The sequence below is a fragment of the Atlantibacter subterraneus genome (assembly GCF_007570865.1).
Classification (GTDB): Bacteria; Pseudomonadota; Gammaproteobacteria; order Enterobacterales; family Enterobacteriaceae; genus Atlantibacter; species Atlantibacter subterraneus.
On record NZ_VLPS01000003.1, the window covers coordinates 651,563 to 668,522 of the forward strand.

Here is a 16,960-nt window from a genome sequence, read left to right on the forward strand (position 1 = left end):
CAGGGCGGCTGCGGCCGCCCTTGTTCGATTGATAGCTGTAGGCAAATTTTCCTGAATGGAAACCGGAGGAATGATGACCAAGTCAGAATTAATTGAAAGACTTGCAACCCAGCAATCTCATATCCCTGCGAAAGCGGTGGAAGATGCAGTAAAAGAGATGCTGGAGCATATGGCCACGACGCTCGCCCAGGGCGAACGTATTGAAATCCGGGGTTTTGGCAGTTTCTCCTTACACTATCGCGCTCCGCGCACTGGCCGTAACCCGAAAACGGGCGATAAAGTGGATTTGGAAGGTAAATACGTTCCGCACTTTAAGCCGGGTAAAGAGTTACGCGACCGCGCCAATATCTATGGTTAAGCTTGTTTGAGCTTGCCCTGAAGACGACATCTCCGGATGTCGTTTTTTTTTGCTTTTCCCCAGGTTTGCGATAGAACGCGCAAAACGTCCACCTGTTGCTGCAACGCGACAACTTTCTGTGAATACGGCGCGTAATGCGGTGAAAGATACCTCGCGCGACGGTTTATTCCCGGCATACTGCGGCCAGACAGGAGGTCTGCATGCCGCTCATTATCCTTTGCTGGTGCCTGCTTGCAGGAACCGCGCCGTTGCTATGGCTGCCTCAGCTACCGTCCCTGGGGCTGCTTGTAGCCGTCGGCACGGCTGCGATGCTGCTGCTTATAGCGCCAGGTAAGTTCGCTCTCAGGCTGGCGTTAACGCTGCTCTTTTTTTGCTGGGCTGTTCTGGCGGCAAGGCAAACCCTTGCGCCTCTGTCGCTCACAGCGCGCAACCAGAACGTGACGGCGACAATTCTGCAAACCGATGGCGCAACGCGGCATCTGACGCGGATAACTCATCTCGACAGCAAATGGCTTTTTCCGGCAATTACGGTGGATTTACCCGGCAGCTATCTTGCAGGAAAGGTATGCGCAGGGCAGCGCTGGGATCTCGTGGTGCGCCTAAAGGCTATTCACGGACAGCTTAATGACGGCGGATTCGACAACCAGCGCTATGCGTTATCGCAGCAGCGCAGTGTAACGGGTCGGATTATCGCTTCCCAGCCTGTCGATAGCCGGTGTAGCTGGCGCGCGGGCTTTATGGCGTCGGTCACTCAGTCGCTGACATCGCGGCCCTGGCGCGATGTGATGCTGGCCTTAGGGTTTGGCGAGCGGCTGGCGGTGAGTGATGAAATAAAAAACCTGATGCGCGAAACCGGCACCGCGCATTTAATGGCGATTTCCGGGCTGCATATTGGTCTTGCGGGGCTTATGGGGTGGGGGATAGCGCGTTTGCTGCAATTTGCCTTACCGGTCAGGCTCATTAATCACGTTTTCCCGATTATCGCCAGTTTAGTGGCCAGCGGCATTTACACCTGGCTCAGCGGCGCGAATCCACCTGCGCTACGCACCTTTGTCGCCATGATCGTTTGGGGAGCGCTCAGGTTGAGTGGCCGCAACGGGGATCCCTGGCATGTGTGGCTGTGCTGCGTTACAGGCATAGTGTTTATCGATCCGCTAACCGTGCTGTCGGAAAGCTTCTGGCTCTCGGTACTGGCGGTGGGGGCGCTGCTGTTCTGGTACCAGTGGGTGCCCTTTACACTGCCAAAAGTGCCGCGCATGGTTAAACCCTTGCTGGCACTATTGCATCTACAGGCTGGCATGGCATTACTGCTATTGCCGCTACAGGTCCTGCTGTTTCATGGCATCAGCCTGACGTCAGTGGCCGCTAATTTATTGGCTGTGCCGGTGGTGACCTTCATCGCCGTGCCGCTGATCCTGCTGGCGATGACCGCAAATCGCATGGGCATTAATGGAGCGGAATATTTTCTTGAATACCTGGCGGATCGTTCCCTGGCCGGAGTGTTTTACGGATTACAGGCGCTACCGCCCGGTTGGCTGGACATCGATGAACGCTTTCTGGGGCTGGCGCTTAGCCCCTGGTTGCTAATTGTGCTCTGGCGGCTACGCTTTCAATGGTACACGCCACTGTTGCCCGGCATTGTGTTGCTATTACTCAGCGGGCCGCTGTTCCGTCAGCGTCAGGATAACAGCTGGGCCGTGCATATGCTGGATATCGGCCATGGGCTGGCGATCGTGATCGAGCGTAATGGGCGCGCCATGCTCTACGATACCGGCAATGCATGGCCGGGCGGAGACAGCGCCATACAGACAATTATTCCCTGGCTGCGTTGGCATCATCTCGTGCCTGAAGGCATTATTTTAAGCCACGAGCATCTCGATCACCGGGGCGGATTAAACAGCCTGTTGAAAGCCTGGCCGCTGCTGCCGGTGATGAGCTCGCTGGGTTGGGCCGGGCATCAACCTTGCCTGCGCGGCAAGACCTGGCGCTGGCAGGGACTGGTTTTCACCGTGCACTGGCCTTTACAAATCGGCGCTAATAACGGGAATAACGCGTCGTGCGTGGTTAAGGTTAGCGATGGCGAGCAGAGCATCTTATTGACCGGCGATATTGAAGCGGATGCCGAGCGGCAGATGGTTAAACACCACTGGCATGAGCTGCGAGCTGCGGTTTTGCAGGTTCCGCATCACGGCAGCAAAACGTCATCGAGCGTTATTTTGCTGCGTGCGGTAGCAGGGCAGGATGCGCTGGCCTCCGTGGCGCGCTATAACGCCTGGCGATTACCGTCTCGCCCGGTCATGGCGCGTTATAAGCATTATGACTATCAGTGGCAGGATACCGCTCATGCAGGGCAAATCACGGTGAATTTTTCACCAAAATCCAGGTTTATCACGCGCTTCCGGCAACAACTTTCGCCCCGCTGGTATCATCAGTGGTTTGGCGTAGATAAGGATAACGGGTAGAATATGCGGCTATTTCAACGAAAGCTGGTTTTTTGAATGCATACCGATAAAGATCTTTCGACGTGGCAAACCTTTCGCCGCCTCTGGCCAATGATTGCCCCTTTCAAACCAGGCCTCATTGTTGCTGCGATAGCATTAATTCTTAACGCAGCCAGCGATACCTATATGCTATCGCTGCTCAAACCATTACTTGACGATGGTTTTGGAAAGACGGATCGCTCTGTACTGCTCTGGATGCCGTTGGTGGTCATTGGACTGATGATCCTGCGTGGCATTACCAGTTACATCTCTAGTTACTGTATTTCCTGGGTTTCTGGCAAAGTGGTGATGACCATGCGCCGCCGCCTGTTCAACCACATGATGGGGATGCCGGTCGCGTTTTTTGATAAGCAATCCACTGGCACGCTGCTGTCGCGCATCACTTATGATTCTGAGCAGGTTGCCTCTTCGTCTTCTGGCGCACTGATTACTGTTGTGCGTGAAGGAGCGTCGATCATCGGCCTGTTTGTGATGATGTTCTATTACAGCTGGCAGCTGTCGATCATCCTGATTGTGCTGGCACCCATCGTGTCGATTGCTATTCGCGTGGTTTCGAAGCGTTTTCGTAATATCAGCAAAAACATGCAGAACACCATGGGGCAGGTGACAACCAGCGCAGAGCAGATGCTCAAAGGCCATAAAGAAGTGCTGATGTTTGGTGGTCAGCAGGTGGAAACCGAGCGGTTTGACAAAGTCAGCAACAAAATGCGCCGCCAGGGCATGCGTATGGTTTCCGCATCGTCCATTTCCGACCCGATCATTCAACTGATTGCCTCTCTGGCGCTGGCTTTCGTGCTGTATGCCGCCAGCTTCCCAAGCGTGATGGAAACCCTCACCGCCGGCACCATTACCGTGGTGTTCTCAGCCATGATCGCCCTGATGCGCCCGCTGAAATCCCTGACTAACGTTAACGCGCAATTTCAGCGTGGTATGGCGGCCTGCCAGACGTTGTTCAGCATTCTGGACAGCGAACAGGAAAAAGATGACGGTAAGCGGATTATCGAACGTGCAACTGGCGATATTGAGTTCCGTAATGTCACCTTTACCTATCCGGGCCGAGACGCGCCGGCGCTGCGTAATATCAATCTGCGCATTCCGGCGGGCAAAACGATCGCCCTTGTCGGGCGCTCTGGTTCGGGCAAATCCACCATCGCGGGTTTGATCACGCGCTTTTATGACATTGATGAAGGCGAAATCCTGATGGACGGCCACGATCTGCGGGAATATACCCTGACATCGTTGCGTAATCAGGTCGCGCTGGTATCCCAGAACGTACACCTGTTTAACGACACCGTTGCGAATAATATCGCCTACGCCCGTAGCGAAGAGTACAGCCGCGAAGAAATTGAGAAAGCCGCGACGATGGCCTATGCCACCGACTTTATCAAAAAAATGGACAACGGTTTCGATACCATTATTGGTGAGAACGGGGTGATGCTCTCCGGCGGCCAGCGTCAGCGTATCGCTATTGCCCGTGCGCTGCTGCGCGATAGCCCGATTCTGATCCTCGATGAAGCGACTTCAGCGCTGGATACCGAGTCTGAACGTGCTATCCAGGCAGCGCTGGACGAACTGCAGAAAAACCGCACGTCACTGGTGATCGCCCACCGTCTGTCGACCATCGAGAAGGCAGATGAAATTGTGGTGATTGAAGATGGGCGTATTGTTGAGCGAGGCACCCACGACGAGCTGCTGGATCAGCGCGGCGTGTACGCCCAGCTTCATAAAATGCAGTTTGGCGCATGATTGAAAAAATCTGGTCAGGGCAATCGCGCCTGTGGCTGCTGCTGTTACCGCTCGCCGCGCTTTATGGCCTGGTGAGCACTCTTATCCGGCTAAGCTACCGCTTAGGTTGGCGTAAAGTCTGGCGTGCGCCGGTCCCGGTAGTAGTAGTGGGGAATCTCACCGCGGGGGGCAACGGTAAAACGCCGGTGGTAGTCTGGCTGGTGGAACAGTTGCAGCAGCGCGGCATCCGGGTTGGCGTAGTGTCTCGCGGCTACGGCGGAAAAGCGCAACGCTATCCGCTGGTGCTTGATGCCCAAACCTCCAGCGAGCTGGCCGGGGATGAACCGGTTCTCATCTACCAGCGTACCGGTGCTGCCGTGGCGGTCTCGCCGGTACGTAGCGAGGCGGTTCAGGCTTTGCTGGAGCAACATCAGCCGCAAATTATCATCACCGACGACGGGCTCCAGCATTATGCGCTGGCACGTGACCGGGAGATCGTGGTGGTTGATGGCGTAAGGCGCTTTGGCAATGGCTGGTGGTTACCGGCGGGCCCGATGCGTGAACGCGCAAGTCGGCTGCGTGAAGTGGATGCGGTTATCACTAACGGCGGTACGCCGAAATTGGGTGAAATTGCCATGCAACTGGTGCCGTCGCAGGCCGTTAATTTGCTGACCGGCGAAAAACGCGATGCCGCGTCGTTCAGGGATGTGGTGGCGATGGCGGGAATTGGTCATCCGCCGCGTTTTTTTGCCACCCTGGAAAGTTTGGGGGTGACGCCCGTTAAGACGCTGAGCCTGGCGGATCATCAGGCGCTGACCCACGCCCAGGTTTCCGCTTTTGCCCGTCCCGATCAGATCTTATTAATGACCGAAAAAGACGCGGTCAAATGCCGTCCATTTGCTCAGGCAAACTGGTGGTATTTACCGGTAGAGGCGCAGCTGGGATCTCCGGCGGCGGAAAAACTTCTGCTGGATATCCTCTCCCTGGTGCGCTAAACACCACCCGGGCAGAACAAGGATGCACCATGGCTGAACCCGTACTCTCGCTACAAACTGCACGTAATCTTCATCTTGCCGCCCAGGGACTGCTGCGCAAACCGCGCCGTCGCGCCCGTGCTGAAGATATCCTCGCCGCCATTACTCAAATGTCGCTTTTGCAAATCGACACCATTAACGTGGTGGCGCGTAGCCCGTATTTGGTGCTGTTTAGCCGCCTGGGATCGTACCCGATGCACTGGCTTGACGATGCGCTGGCGCGAGGCGAACTCATGGAATACTGGGCGCATGAGGCCTGTTTTCTTCCCCGCAGCGACTTTGAACTGGTACGCCACCAAATGCTCCAGCCGGAAAATATGGGCTGGAAATACCGCGCAGAGTGGATGGCGGAACATGCCGCAGATATCACCGAACTGCTCGACTGGATTGGGCAAAACGGCCCGGTACGCTCGGCCGATTTTGCGCATCCACGGCCTGGGCAACGCGGCTGGTGGGACTGGAAACCTCACAAACGCCACCTTGAAGGCCTGTTCAGCGCCGGAAAAGTGATGGTGATCGAACGCAGAAATTTCCAGCGCGTCTACGATCTCACTACCCGCGTGATGCCGCACTGGGACGATGACAAACACCTTTTGCCGCAGGAGCGCGCTCAGGCCAGAATGCTGGAAAATAGCGCTCGCAGCCTGGGGATTTTTAAAAGCGCCTGGCTGGCCGATTATTACCGCCTGAAAAAGGTTTCGCTGACGGAGCATACAGCGCGCTGGCAGGCCGAAGGGCGGGTGGTGAGCGTGGAGGTCGAGTCGCTGGGGCAAATGTGGCTGCATCAGGATTTGCTGCCGTTACTGGAGTGCGGCAAAAGCCCGCGCGCCACTCACAGCGCCGTGCTATCGCCTTTCGATCCGGTGGTGTGGGATCGTCGCCGCGCCGAACAACTGTTTAATTTTACCTACCGGCTTGAATGCTATACCCCGGCGCAAAAGCGTCAGTATGGCTATTTCACCTTGCCGTTACTGCACTGCGGCCAGCTAGTTGGACGAATGGATGCCAAAATGCATCGTAAAACCGGCGAGTTGGCGATTATCGCGCTGTATCTGGAAGCCGATGTGGCCGTCACGGCATCTCTGGTAACCGGATTACAGCAGGCTATTACCGATTTTGCCCTCTGGCAGGGCGCGACGCGCGTCACCTTTGCCAGCCAGCCGTTATCGTTACAGGCAGCCTGGGGCAGCGGCTGGGAAATCCAGCAGCCCTGAATCCGGGCTGTGGTATTCTGTGGGCATCACATCCATCAGGAGGAAACATGGATCATCGTTTGCTTGAAATCATTGCTTGCCCGGTTTGCAACGGCAAGTTGTATTACAGCCAGGATAAGCAGGAGCTTATCTGTAAAGTGGACAATATGGCCTTCCCGTTTAAAGAGGGCATTCCCGTATTGCTGGAAACCGAAGCCCGAACCCTGGATCCGGAAGAGAGTTTTTCATGAGCTTTGTGACCATTATTCCCGCCCGCTATGCTTCAACGCGTCTGCCGGGTAAACCGCTGGTAGACATCAATGGCAAGCCGATGATTGTGCACGTGCTCGAGCGCGCCCGGGAATCCGGTGCTGACCGCGTAATCGTTGCTACCGATGCAGTCGAAGTTGCCGATGCCGTTCGCGCCGCAGGCGGCGAAGTGTGTATGACGCGTGTCGATCATGAATCCGGTACCGAACGTCTGGCAGAAGTTGTCGAGAAGATGGGGTTTGCCGATGACACCATTATTGTCAACGTGCAGGGCGATGAGCCGATGATCCCACCAGCGATTATCCGTCAGGTAGCGGAAAACCTGGAGAAATGCGATGCCGGGATGGCGACTCTCGCGGTGCCTGTCCATAGCGCAGAAGAGGCGTTCAATCCTAACGCGGTTAAGGTGGTGATGGATAAAAAGGGTTACGCGCTCTACTTTTCCCGCGCCACCATCCCCTGGGATCGCGACCGCTTCGCCCAGTCCCGGGATAAAATCGCCAGCCACTTCCTGCGCCATATCGGCATTTATGGCTATCGTGCCGGATTTATTCGCCGCTACGTGACCTGGGAGCCGAGCGAACTGGAACATATTGAAAAACTGGAGCAGTTGCGCGTGCTCTGGCACGGTGAAAAAATTCACGTCGCGGTGGCGCGTGAGGTGCCGGGCACCGGCGTCGACACTCCCGCCGATCTCGAACGCGTTCGGGTGGAAATGCGCTAAATCAACAATTCTGCAAACCGGCCACTGGCCGGTTTTTTCTTTCTGGCAGCTTATTGATCTCGTCTGATGACATCTGCGAAAAGGACGCCCATTATAAAAGCAGTATGGTTATTAAGGGTAAAAGCGAATGGAGCAACTGCGTGCAGAACTCAGCCATCTGTTGGGTGAAAAATTAAGCCGGGTTGAATGCGTCAGCGAGAAGCCCGATACCGCGCTATGGGCGCTTTATGACAGTCACGGCAACCCGATGCCGCTGCTGGCCCGCAGCTTCACATCGCCAGGGCTCGCCGGGCAGCTTGCCTGGAAAATCTCCATGCTGGCCCGCTCAGGCACCGCACGGATGCCGGTGGTCTACGGCGTAATGACTCATGAAGAGAATCCTGGCCCGGATGTGGTGCTGATGGAGCGGTTACGCGGCGTATCGGTGGAAGCGCCTGCCCGCACGCCCGAGCGTTGGGAACAGCTCAAAGACCAGATCGTCGAATCCCTGCTGGCCTGGCACCGGGTCGACAGCCGGGGCTGCGTGGGCAATGTCGACAGCACGCAGGAAAATATCTGGCCCTCGTGGTATCGCCAGCGCGTTGAAGTGCTGTGGAATACGCTGAATCAGTATCCGCGCTGCGGTTTAACCATGCAGGATAAGCGGATTCTGTTTCGCACCCGGGAATGCCTCGACTCGCTGTTTTACGGATTCAACGATAACTGCGTCCTGATCCACGGCAATTTCACCTTACGCAGCATGTTAAAAGATTCCCGTAGCGACCAGTTGCTGGCGATGGTTAATCCCGGCTTAACGCTCTGGGCACCGCGCGAATATGAACTGTTCCGCCTGTGCGATACCGGCCAGGCGGAAAGCCTGCTGTGGCACTATCTGCAGCGCGCGCCGGTTGCGGAAGCTTTCCTGTCACGGCGCTGGCTGTATGTATTGTGGGACGAAGTAGCCCAGTTGCTGCAAACCGGGCGCATGAACCGCAATAATTTCGACCTGGCGTCTAAATCACTGATCCCCTGGATCGCCTGATACGCCTTTCAGCCACTGCCAGACCCGCCCAAGGGTTTCATAACTGGCCCGATCGCTGTGCATTAACCAGAGCGGAGAGGGAATTGCTCTCTCCCACGGGTTGAGCGGGGAGGTTATCGCGATTTGGTTGGCTGGCGCGGGGAGCGGCTTCAGCCCCTGACGCTGGAAAAAGATCATCGCCCGGGGCAGATGCGAGGCGGACGTCACCAGCAAAAACGGCGTATCGCCAATCATTTTCGCCACGGCTGCCGCTTCTTCTTCGGTATCTTTCGGCGTATCTAGCGTGACGATGGCGTCGCGCGGCACACCTAAACTTTCCGCTACCCGCGCCCCCACTTCTGCGGTGCTTACCGGATTGCCGATCGCTCTGGCCCCGGTAAAGATCAGTTTTGACCCCGGATTGGCCTGCCACAGGCGAATGCCTTCCGTCACTCTCGGCAGGCTGTTATTAATCAGATTAGAGCTTGGCGCCCATTGCGGGTTCCAGGTATACCCGCCACCTAAGATCACGATATATTGCGCCTTCGGCTCGCCTTGCCAGGTGGGATAGCGATCCTCGATAGGTTTTAACAGACCATCGGCGACGGGTTGCAGGCTGAGCAGCAGCAGTGCAAGCCAGCCTGCGGTCAACAGCGTTTTCGCCGTTCTCTGCCAGCGGGTAAACCACAGCAGCAAAATCGCCACACCAATGACGATCAGCAGGAACGGCAGGGGCAGTAACAGACCGCCGATCATTTTTTTCAGGAAAAAGAGCATAAAACCGGGTCCTTTTTAACCATATAACGGGCGCAAAGCGCGGATCTTACACCTGATGGGTTCCTTATCCCTGCGGCTATGCCAAAATAGCGCCTTTGCCCAGATGCTTTCTTTATAAGGTGGAGTTGTATCCATGCAGGATCGCAATTTTGATGATATTGCCGAAAAGTTTGCGCGCAACATTTATGGGACAACGAAAGGTCAGTTGCGCCAGGCCATTCTCTGGCAGGATCTCGATCAACTGCTGGATGCATTACCGCAGCGGCCATTACGAGTACTGGATGCTGGCGGCGGAGAGGGGCAAACCGCCATCCGCATGGCGCAGCGCGGGCATCAGGTTACGCTCTGCGATCTCTCATCAGAAATGTTGACGCGGGCGCAGCTGGCGAGCCAGCAAAATGCGGTGAGCGACACGATGCGCTTTATTCACTGCGCCGCCCAGGATGTAGGGCAACATTTAGAAAGCCCGGTTGATCTGATATTGTTTCACGCGGTGCTGGAATGGGTCAGCGATCCGCAGGCCGTTCTTAAAGCGTTATGGGAAGTGCTGGCCCCCGGCGGGGCGCTTTCCCTGATGTTTTACAATGCAAACGGTTTGCTGATGCATAATATGGTGGCCGGAAATTTCGCTTATGTGCAGCAAGGCATGCCGAAGCGCAAAAGACGTACCCTGTCGCCGGATCATCCGCGCAACCCTGACGATGTGTATCGCTGGCTAGAACAAATCGGCTGGACTATTACCGGTAAAACCGGCGTGCGGGTGTTTCATGATTATCTGCGCGAAAAGCATCGCCAGCGCGACGAATTCGACGTGCTGTTAGAACTGGAAACACGCTATTGCCGGCAGGAGCCGTATATCAGTCTGGGGCGTTATATACATGTCACCGCACGCAAGCCGGAGAACCAAGGATAAACTATGAGTGATTTTTCCCAGACAGTCCCCGAACTGGTTGCCTGGGCCAGGAAAAATGATTTTTCCATCCAGCTTCCGGTAGACAGGCTGGCTTTTTTGCTGGCTATCGCCACGCTAAACGGCGAGCGCATGGACGGCGAAATGAGCGAGGGCGAACTGGTGGATGCGTTCCGTCACGTCAGCGAGGCGTTTGAGCAGACCCACGAAACGGTAACCCAGCGCGCCAACAACGCCATCAACGACATGGTGCGTCAGCGCCTGCTCAACCGCTTTACCAGCGAGATCAATGAAGGCAATGCCATCTATCGCTTAACGCCGTTGGGCATCGGCATTACCGACTATTACATTCGCCAGCGAGAATTTTCCACGCTGCGCCTCTCGATGCAGCTTTCCATCGTGGCGGGCGAATTGAAACGCGCCGCCGATGCCGCCGGCGAGGGCGGGGACGAATTCCACTGGCATCGCAACGTTTATGCGCCGCTGAAATATTCGGTGGCAGAGATTTTCGACAGCATCGATCTGACCCAGCGCATCATGGACGAACAGCAGCAACTGGTGAAAGACGATATCGCGCAACTGCTGAATAAAGACTGGCGCGCAGCCATTTCAAGCTGTGAACTTTTGCTGTCAGAAACCTCAGGCACGCTGCGTGAACTGCAGGATACGCTTGAAGCCGCGGGCGACAAGCTACAGGCCAATTTGCTGCTGATCCAGGACGCGATCCTCGATAAACACGATCTGCACTTTATTGATCGGCTGGTGATCGACCTGCAAAGCAAGCTGGACCGCATTATCAGCTGGGGCCAGCAGGCCATTGACCTGTGGATCGGCTATGACCGCCACGTGCATAAATTCATCCGTACTGCGATCGATATGGATAAAAACCGCGTCTTCGCCCAGCGTCTGCGCCAGTCGGTGCAGAGCTATTTTGACGCGCCCTGGGCGCTGACCTATGCCAACGCCGATCGCCTGCTGGATATGCGCGACGAAGAGATGACGCTGCGCGATGAAGAGGTCACCGGCGAGCTGCCAGCGGATCTGGAATACGAAGAGTTTAACGAGATCCGCGAACAGCTGGCAGCGCTGATCGAAGGCCAACTGGCAGGCTTCAAAAACAGACAACAACCACTAGACCTGGGGCTGGTGATGCGTGAGTATCTCGCGCAATATCCGCGTGCCCGGCATTTCGATGTGGCGCGGATTGTGGTTGACCAGGCCGTGCGCCTCGGTATCGCTGAAGCAGATTTCTCTGGGTTGCCGGCAAAATGGCAGCCCATTAATGATTACGGAGCCAAGGTACAGGCACATGTCATTGACAAATATTGAAAAATTTATGCCGGTTAAACTGGCCCAGGCGCTGGCGAACCCGCTATTCCCCGCGCTGGATAGCCAGTTGCGCTCAGGGCGCCACATCGGGCTTGATGAACTGGATAACCACGCCTTTTTGATGGATTTCCAGCCCGAGCTGGAAGAGTTTTACACCCGCTATAACGTCGAGTTGATCCGCGCGCCGGAAGGCTTTTTCTACCTGCGCCCGCGCTCAACTACGCTGATCCCGCGTTCGGTGTTGTCCGAGCTGGACATGATGGTGGGCAAAATCCTCTGCTACCTGTATCTCAGCCCGGAGCGCCTGGCGAACGAAGGCATTTTTACCCAGCAGGAACTGTATGACGAACTGCTGACCCTGGCGGACGAAAGCAAACTGCTCAAACTGGTCAACAACCGTTCCACCGGTTCGGATCTTGATAAACAGAAACTTCAGGAAAAAGTGCGTTCCTCGTTAAACCGCCTGCGCCGCCTGGGCATGGTGTGGTTTATGGGGCATGACAGCAGCAAATTCCGCATCACGGAGTCGGTATTCCGCTTTGGTGCCGATGTGCGCGCCGGCGACGACGCCCGCGAAGCGCAGCTGCGCATGATCCGCGACGGCGAAGCGATGCCGGTGGAAAACCACCTGCAACTCAATGACGAGCCTGAAGACGCGCAACCGGATAATGCGGAGGAAGACAATGATTGAACGCGGTAAATTTCGCTCGCTAACGCTGGTTAACTGGAACGGCTTTTTTGCCCGGACTTTCGATCTGGATGAGCTGGTTACCACGCTGTCCGGGGGTAACGGGGCAGGGAAATCCACCACCATGGCGGCCTTCGTCACAGCGTTGATCCCGGATTTGACGCTGCTGCACTTCCGTAACACCACCGAAGCGGGGGCCACCAGCGGCTCGCGCGATAAGGGCCTGCACGGCAAACTGAAAGCGGGTGTCTGCTATTCGGTGCTGGACGTAGTGAACTCGCGCCATCAGCGCGTGGTGGTTGGGGTGCGTTTGCAGCAGATCGCCGGTCGCGACCGCAAGGTAGATATCAAACCTTTCGCGATCCAGGGGCTGCCGACGTCTGTCCAGCCGACCCAACTGCTGACCGAAACCCTGAACGAGCGCCAGGCGCGGGTGTTAACCCTTCAGGAACTGAAAGACAAAATCGAGCAAATCGAAGGGGTGCAATTTAAAGCCTTTAACTCGATTACCGATTACCACTCCCTGATGTTCGATCTGGGGATTGTGGCGCGCCGTCTGCGCTCCGCCTCAGACCGCAGCAAATATTACCGCCTGATTGAAGCCTCGCTGTACGGCGGGATTTCCAGCGCCATCACCCGCTCCCTGCGCGATTACCTGCTGCCGGAAAACAGCGGCGTGCGCAAAGCGTTTCAGGATATGGAAGCGGCATTGCGTGAAAACCGCATGACGCTGGAAGCGATTCGCGTTACCCAGTCGGACCGCGATCTGTTCAAACACCTGATTTCCGAAGCCACCGATTACGTGGCGGCGGACTATATGCGCCATGCCAACGAGCGGCGTATCCACCTCGACAAAGCCATTGAATACCGTCGCGATCTGTTCACCAGCCGCCAGCAGCTGGCCGCCGAGCAGTACAAGCACGTAGATATGGCGCGGGAGCTTGCCGAGCATGCCGGGGCGGAAGGGGATCTGGAGACCGACTATCAGGCCGCCAGCGATCACCTGAACCTGGTGCAAACCGCACTGCGCCAGCAGGAAAAAATCGAGCGCTATGACGCCGACTTAGAAGAGCTGCAGGTGCGACTGGAAGAGCAAAACGAAGTCGTGGCCGAGGCGGCGGAACAGCAGGAAGAGAACGAAGCCCGCGCTGAAGCCGCTGAACTGGAAGTGGACGAGCTGAAAAACCAACTGGCGGACTACCAGCAGGCGCTGGACGTTCAGCAGACCCGTGCGATCCAGTATCAGCAGGCGTTAACAGCGCTGGAGCGCGCCCGCGAGCTGTGCCATTTGCCGGATCTTTCCCCGGAATCTGCCGAAGAGTGGCTGGAAACCTTCCAGGCGAAAGAGGAGGAGGCCACCAGCCGCCTGCTCAACCTTGAACAAAAAATGAGCGTCGCCCAGGCGGCGCACAGCCAGTTTGAACAGGCGTTCCAGCTGGTCTGCGCTATTAACGGCCCGGTGGCGCGTGATGAAGCCTGGGACGTAGCGCGCGATTTGTTGCGCGATGCCTCGACCCAACGCCACCTTGCCGCGCAGGTCACTCCGCTGCGTTCCCGTTTGACTGAACTGGAACAGCGCCTGCGCGAGCAGCAGGACGCCGAGCGCCTGCTCTCTGACTTCTGCAAACGCCAGGGTAAACGCTACTCGGCGGAACAGCTCGAAGCGCTGCATCAGGAGCTGGAAGCGCGTATCGCCGCGCTGTCTGACACCGTGGCGCAGGCCGGGGAACAGCGAATGACGCTGCGCCAGGAGCTGGAGCAGCTGCAAAGCCGCATCAAAACTCTGACCCAGCGCGCACCGATCTGGCTGGCGGCGCAAAACAGCCTCAACCAGATTATCGAGCAGTGCGGCGAGAGTTTTGAATCCAGCCAGCAGGTGACCGAATACCTGCAACAGCTGCTGGAGCGCGAGCGCGAGGCGGTCGTTGAGCGTGATGAAGTCGGTGCGCGCAAGCGGACGGTGGATGAAGAAATTGAACGCCTTAGCCAGCCGGGCGGTGCGGAAGACGCGCGTCTCAACGCGCTTGCCGAGCGTTTCGGCGGTGTGTTGCTGTCGGAAATTTATGACGACGTCAGCCTCGAAGACGCGCCCTACTTCTCGGCGCTGTACGGCCCGTCGCGCCACGCAATCGTGGTGCCGGATCTGTCGCTGGTCCGCGAGCAACTGGAAGGGCTGGAAGATACCCCGGAAGATCTGTATCTGATTGAAGGGGACCCGCAGTCCTTCGATGACAGCGTGTTCAGCACCGAAGAGCTGGAAAAAGCGGTAGTGGTGAAAATCGCCGATCGCCAGTGGCGCTACTCGCGCTTCCCGACGCTGCCGCTGTTTGGCCGTGCAGCCCGTGAAAACCGTATTGAAAGCCTGCATCAGGAGCGTGAAACGCTGTCCGAACGCTTCGCGACCCTGTCGTTTGACGTGCAGAAAACCCAGCGTTTACACCAGGCGTTTAGCCGCTTTATCGGCAGCCACCTGGCGGTGGCGTTCGAATCTGACCCGGAAGCAGAAATCCGCCAGCTCAACACCCGTCGTAACGAACTGGAGCGGGCGTTAAGCACCCATGAAAACGACAACCAGCAGCAGCGCGCCCAGTTCGATCAGGCCAAAGAGGGCGTGGCCCAGCTTAACCGGCTGCTGCCGCGCCTGGCGCTGCTGGAAGATGAGACGCTGTCCGACCGCGTGGACGAAATCCGCGAGCGGCTGGACGAAGCCCAGGAAGCGGCGCATTTCATCAACCAGTTTGGCAACCAGCTGGCGAAGCTGGAACCGATGGTGTCGGTACTGCAAAGCGATCCGGAACAGTACGACCAGCTGAAAGAAGATTACGCGTATGCGCAACAGCAGCAGCGCGATTCGCGCCAGCAGGCGTTTGCCCTGACGGAAGTGGTATCGCGCCGCGCGCACTTCAGTTACTCCGACTCCGCCGATATGCTCAGCGGCAACAGCGATCTGAACGAGAAGCTGCGCCGCCGTCTTGAGCAGGCGGAGCTTGAGCGCACCCGGGCGCGTGAAGCGCTGCGCACCCATGCGGCGCAGGTCAGCCAGTATCATCAGGTGCTGGCGTCGCTGAAAAGCTCTTACGACACCAAGAAAGAGCTGCTTAACGATCTCAACAAAGAGCTGAAAGATATCGGCGTGCGCGCCGATGCGGGCGCGGAAGAGCGGGCGCGTCAGCGTCGTGATGAACTGCATACCCAGCTCAGCAACAACCGTTCGCGCCGCAGCCAGCTGGAAAAACAGCTGACCTTCTGCGAAGCGGAAATGGACAACCTGACCCGCAAACTGCGCCGCCTGGAGCGCGATTACCACGAAATGCGCGAGCAGGTGGTGAGCGCCAAAGCGGGCTGGTGCGCGGTGATGCGTATGGTGAAAGACAATGGCGTCGAGCGCCGTCTGCACCGCCGCGAGCTGGCCTATCTCTCCGCCGACGAGCTGCGTTCTATGTCGGATAAAGCGTTGGGCGCGCTGCGTCTGGCGGTGGCGGATAACGAACACCTGCGCGACGTGCTGCGCGGCTCGGAAGATCCCAAGCGCCCTGAGCGTAAAATCCAGTTCTTCGTGGCGGTTTACCAGCATCTGCGCGAGCGTATCCGCCAGGATATCATCCGCACCGATGACCCGGTGGAGGCCATCGAGCAGATGGAGATCGAGCTGGGCCGTCTGACGGAAGAGCTGACCTCCCGCGAGCAGAAGCTGGCGATCAGCTCCCGCAGCGTGGCGAACATTATCCGCAAAACCATTCAGCGCGAGCAGAACCGTATCCGAATGCTCAACCAGGGGCTGCAAAGCGTGTCGTTTGGCCAGGTGAATAGCGTGCGGCTGAACGTCAACGTGCGCGAAACGCACGCCATGCTGCTGGATGTGCTGTCGGAACAGCATGAACAGCATCAGGACCTGTTTAACAGCAATCGTCTGACCTTCTCGGAAGCGCTGGCGAAACTGTACCAGCGCCTCAATCCGCAGATCGATATGGGCCAGCGCACTCCGCAAACCATCGGGGAAGAACTGCTGGACTACCGTAACTATCTTGAGATGGAAGTGGAAGTTAACCGCGGCTCCGACGGCTGGCTGCGTGCCGAGAGCGGCGCGCTGTCGACCGGTGAAGCGATCGGTACCGGGATGTCGATTCTGGTGATGGTGGTTCAGAGCTGGGAAGACGAAGCGCGACGCCTGCGTGGCAAAGATATTTCGCCGTGCCGTCTGTTGTTCCTCGATGAGGCGGCGCGTCTGGATGCCCGCTCCATTGCCACGCTGTTCGAGCTGTGCGACCGTCTGGAGATGCAGTTAATCATCGCCGCTCCGGAAAATATCAGCCCGGAAAAAGGCACCACCTATAAACTGGTGCGTAAAGTGGTGCAGAACCACGAGCACGTGCACGTAGTGGGGCTGCGCGGATTTGCCGCTGCGCAAACCGAGGCGCTGCCAGGCACCGCCGACGCCTCCTGATCGCGTC

The 16,960-nt window shown here is 57.3% G+C and carries 13 protein-coding genes; 12 read left to right on the top strand and 1 reads right to left on the bottom strand.

The window, feature by feature from the left end:
• Window positions 1-73: 73 nt before the first annotated feature.
• From ihfB to FND52_RS08770, 8 genes are all read left to right on the top strand, one after another.
• Window positions 74-358, top strand: a complete 285-nt coding sequence (ihfB, locus tag FND52_RS08735) for an integration host factor subunit beta (RefSeq protein ID WP_125291785.1) — start codon at window positions 74-76, stop codon at window positions 356-358.
• Between the two features lie 200 nt (window positions 359-558).
• Entirely contained in the window at window positions 559-2,820 is a 2,262-nt protein-coding gene (locus FND52_RS08740) for a ComEC family protein (protein ID WP_144130517.1), read from the top strand.
• Between the two features lie 36 nt (window positions 2,821-2,856).
• Entirely contained in the window at window positions 2,857-4,605 is a 1,749-nt protein-coding gene (gene msbA / locus FND52_RS08745) for a lipid A ABC transporter ATP-binding protein/permease MsbA (protein WP_125291787.1), read from the top strand.
• A complete protein-coding gene (gene lpxK, locus FND52_RS08750; RefSeq protein ID WP_144130518.1) occupies window positions 4,602-5,579 on the top strand; it encodes a tetraacyldisaccharide 4'-kinase in 978 nt (325 codons plus the stop codon). The genes msbA and lpxK overlap by 4 nt, the downstream gene beginning before the upstream one ends.
• A 29-nt stretch (window positions 5,580-5,608) precedes the next feature.
• Window positions 5,609-6,832 (top strand): winged helix-turn-helix domain-containing protein, encoded by a 1,224-nt coding sequence (locus FND52_RS08755; RefSeq protein WP_144130519.1) that lies wholly within the window; start codon window positions 5,609-5,611, stop codon window positions 6,830-6,832.
• A gap of 47 nt (window positions 6,833-6,879) precedes the next feature.
• Window positions 6,880-7,062 carry a Trm112 family protein gene (locus FND52_RS08760; RefSeq protein WP_125291790.1) on the top strand — a complete coding sequence of 61 codons (183 nt, stop codon included), beginning with the start codon at window positions 6,880-6,882 and terminating at the stop codon, window positions 7,060-7,062.
• A complete protein-coding gene (kdsB, locus tag FND52_RS08765; protein WP_144130520.1) occupies window positions 7,059-7,805 on the top strand; it encodes a 3-deoxy-manno-octulosonate cytidylyltransferase in 747 nt (248 codons plus the stop codon). The genes FND52_RS08760 and kdsB overlap by 4 nt, the downstream gene beginning before the upstream one ends.
• A gap of 127 nt (window positions 7,806-7,932) precedes the next feature.
• Entirely contained in the window at window positions 7,933-8,826 is an 894-nt protein-coding gene (locus tag FND52_RS08770; protein ID WP_125291792.1) for a YcbJ family phosphotransferase, read from the top strand.
• Here the strand turns inward: FND52_RS08770 and elyC are convergent.
• On the bottom strand, window positions 8,803-9,582 hold the full coding sequence (gene elyC / locus FND52_RS08775; RefSeq protein WP_144130521.1) for an envelope biogenesis factor ElyC: 780 nt from the start codon (window positions 9,580-9,582) through the stop codon (window positions 8,803-8,805). The genes FND52_RS08770 and elyC overlap by 24 nt on opposite strands.
• Window positions 9,583-9,715: 133 nt before the next feature.
• On the opposite strand from elyC, the gene cmoM reads away from it, so the two are divergent.
• The 4 genes from cmoM to mukB are packed head-to-tail and all read left to right on the top strand — an operon-like array spanning window position 9,716 to window position 16,953.
• Entirely contained in the window at window positions 9,716-10,495 is a 780-nt protein-coding gene (cmoM, locus tag FND52_RS08780) for a tRNA uridine 5-oxyacetic acid(34) methyltransferase CmoM (RefSeq protein ID WP_144130522.1), read from the top strand.
• Between the two features lie 3 nt (window positions 10,496-10,498).
• On the top strand, window positions 10,499-11,821 hold the full coding sequence (gene mukF / locus FND52_RS08785; RefSeq protein WP_125291795.1) for a chromosome partition protein MukF: 1,323 nt from the start codon (window positions 10,499-10,501) through the stop codon (window positions 11,819-11,821).
• Window positions 11,802-12,512, top strand: a complete 711-nt coding sequence (gene mukE, locus FND52_RS08790; RefSeq protein ID WP_144130523.1) for a chromosome partition protein MukE — start codon at window positions 11,802-11,804, stop codon at window positions 12,510-12,512. The genes mukF and mukE overlap by 20 nt, the downstream gene beginning before the upstream one ends.
• Window positions 12,505-16,953 carry a chromosome partition protein MukB gene (gene mukB, locus FND52_RS08795; protein ID WP_144130524.1) on the top strand — a complete coding sequence of 1,483 codons (4,449 nt, stop codon included), beginning with the start codon at window positions 12,505-12,507 and terminating at the stop codon, window positions 16,951-16,953. The genes mukE and mukB overlap by 8 nt, the downstream gene beginning before the upstream one ends.
• The last annotated feature ends 7 nt before the right edge of the window (window positions 16,954-16,960 follow it).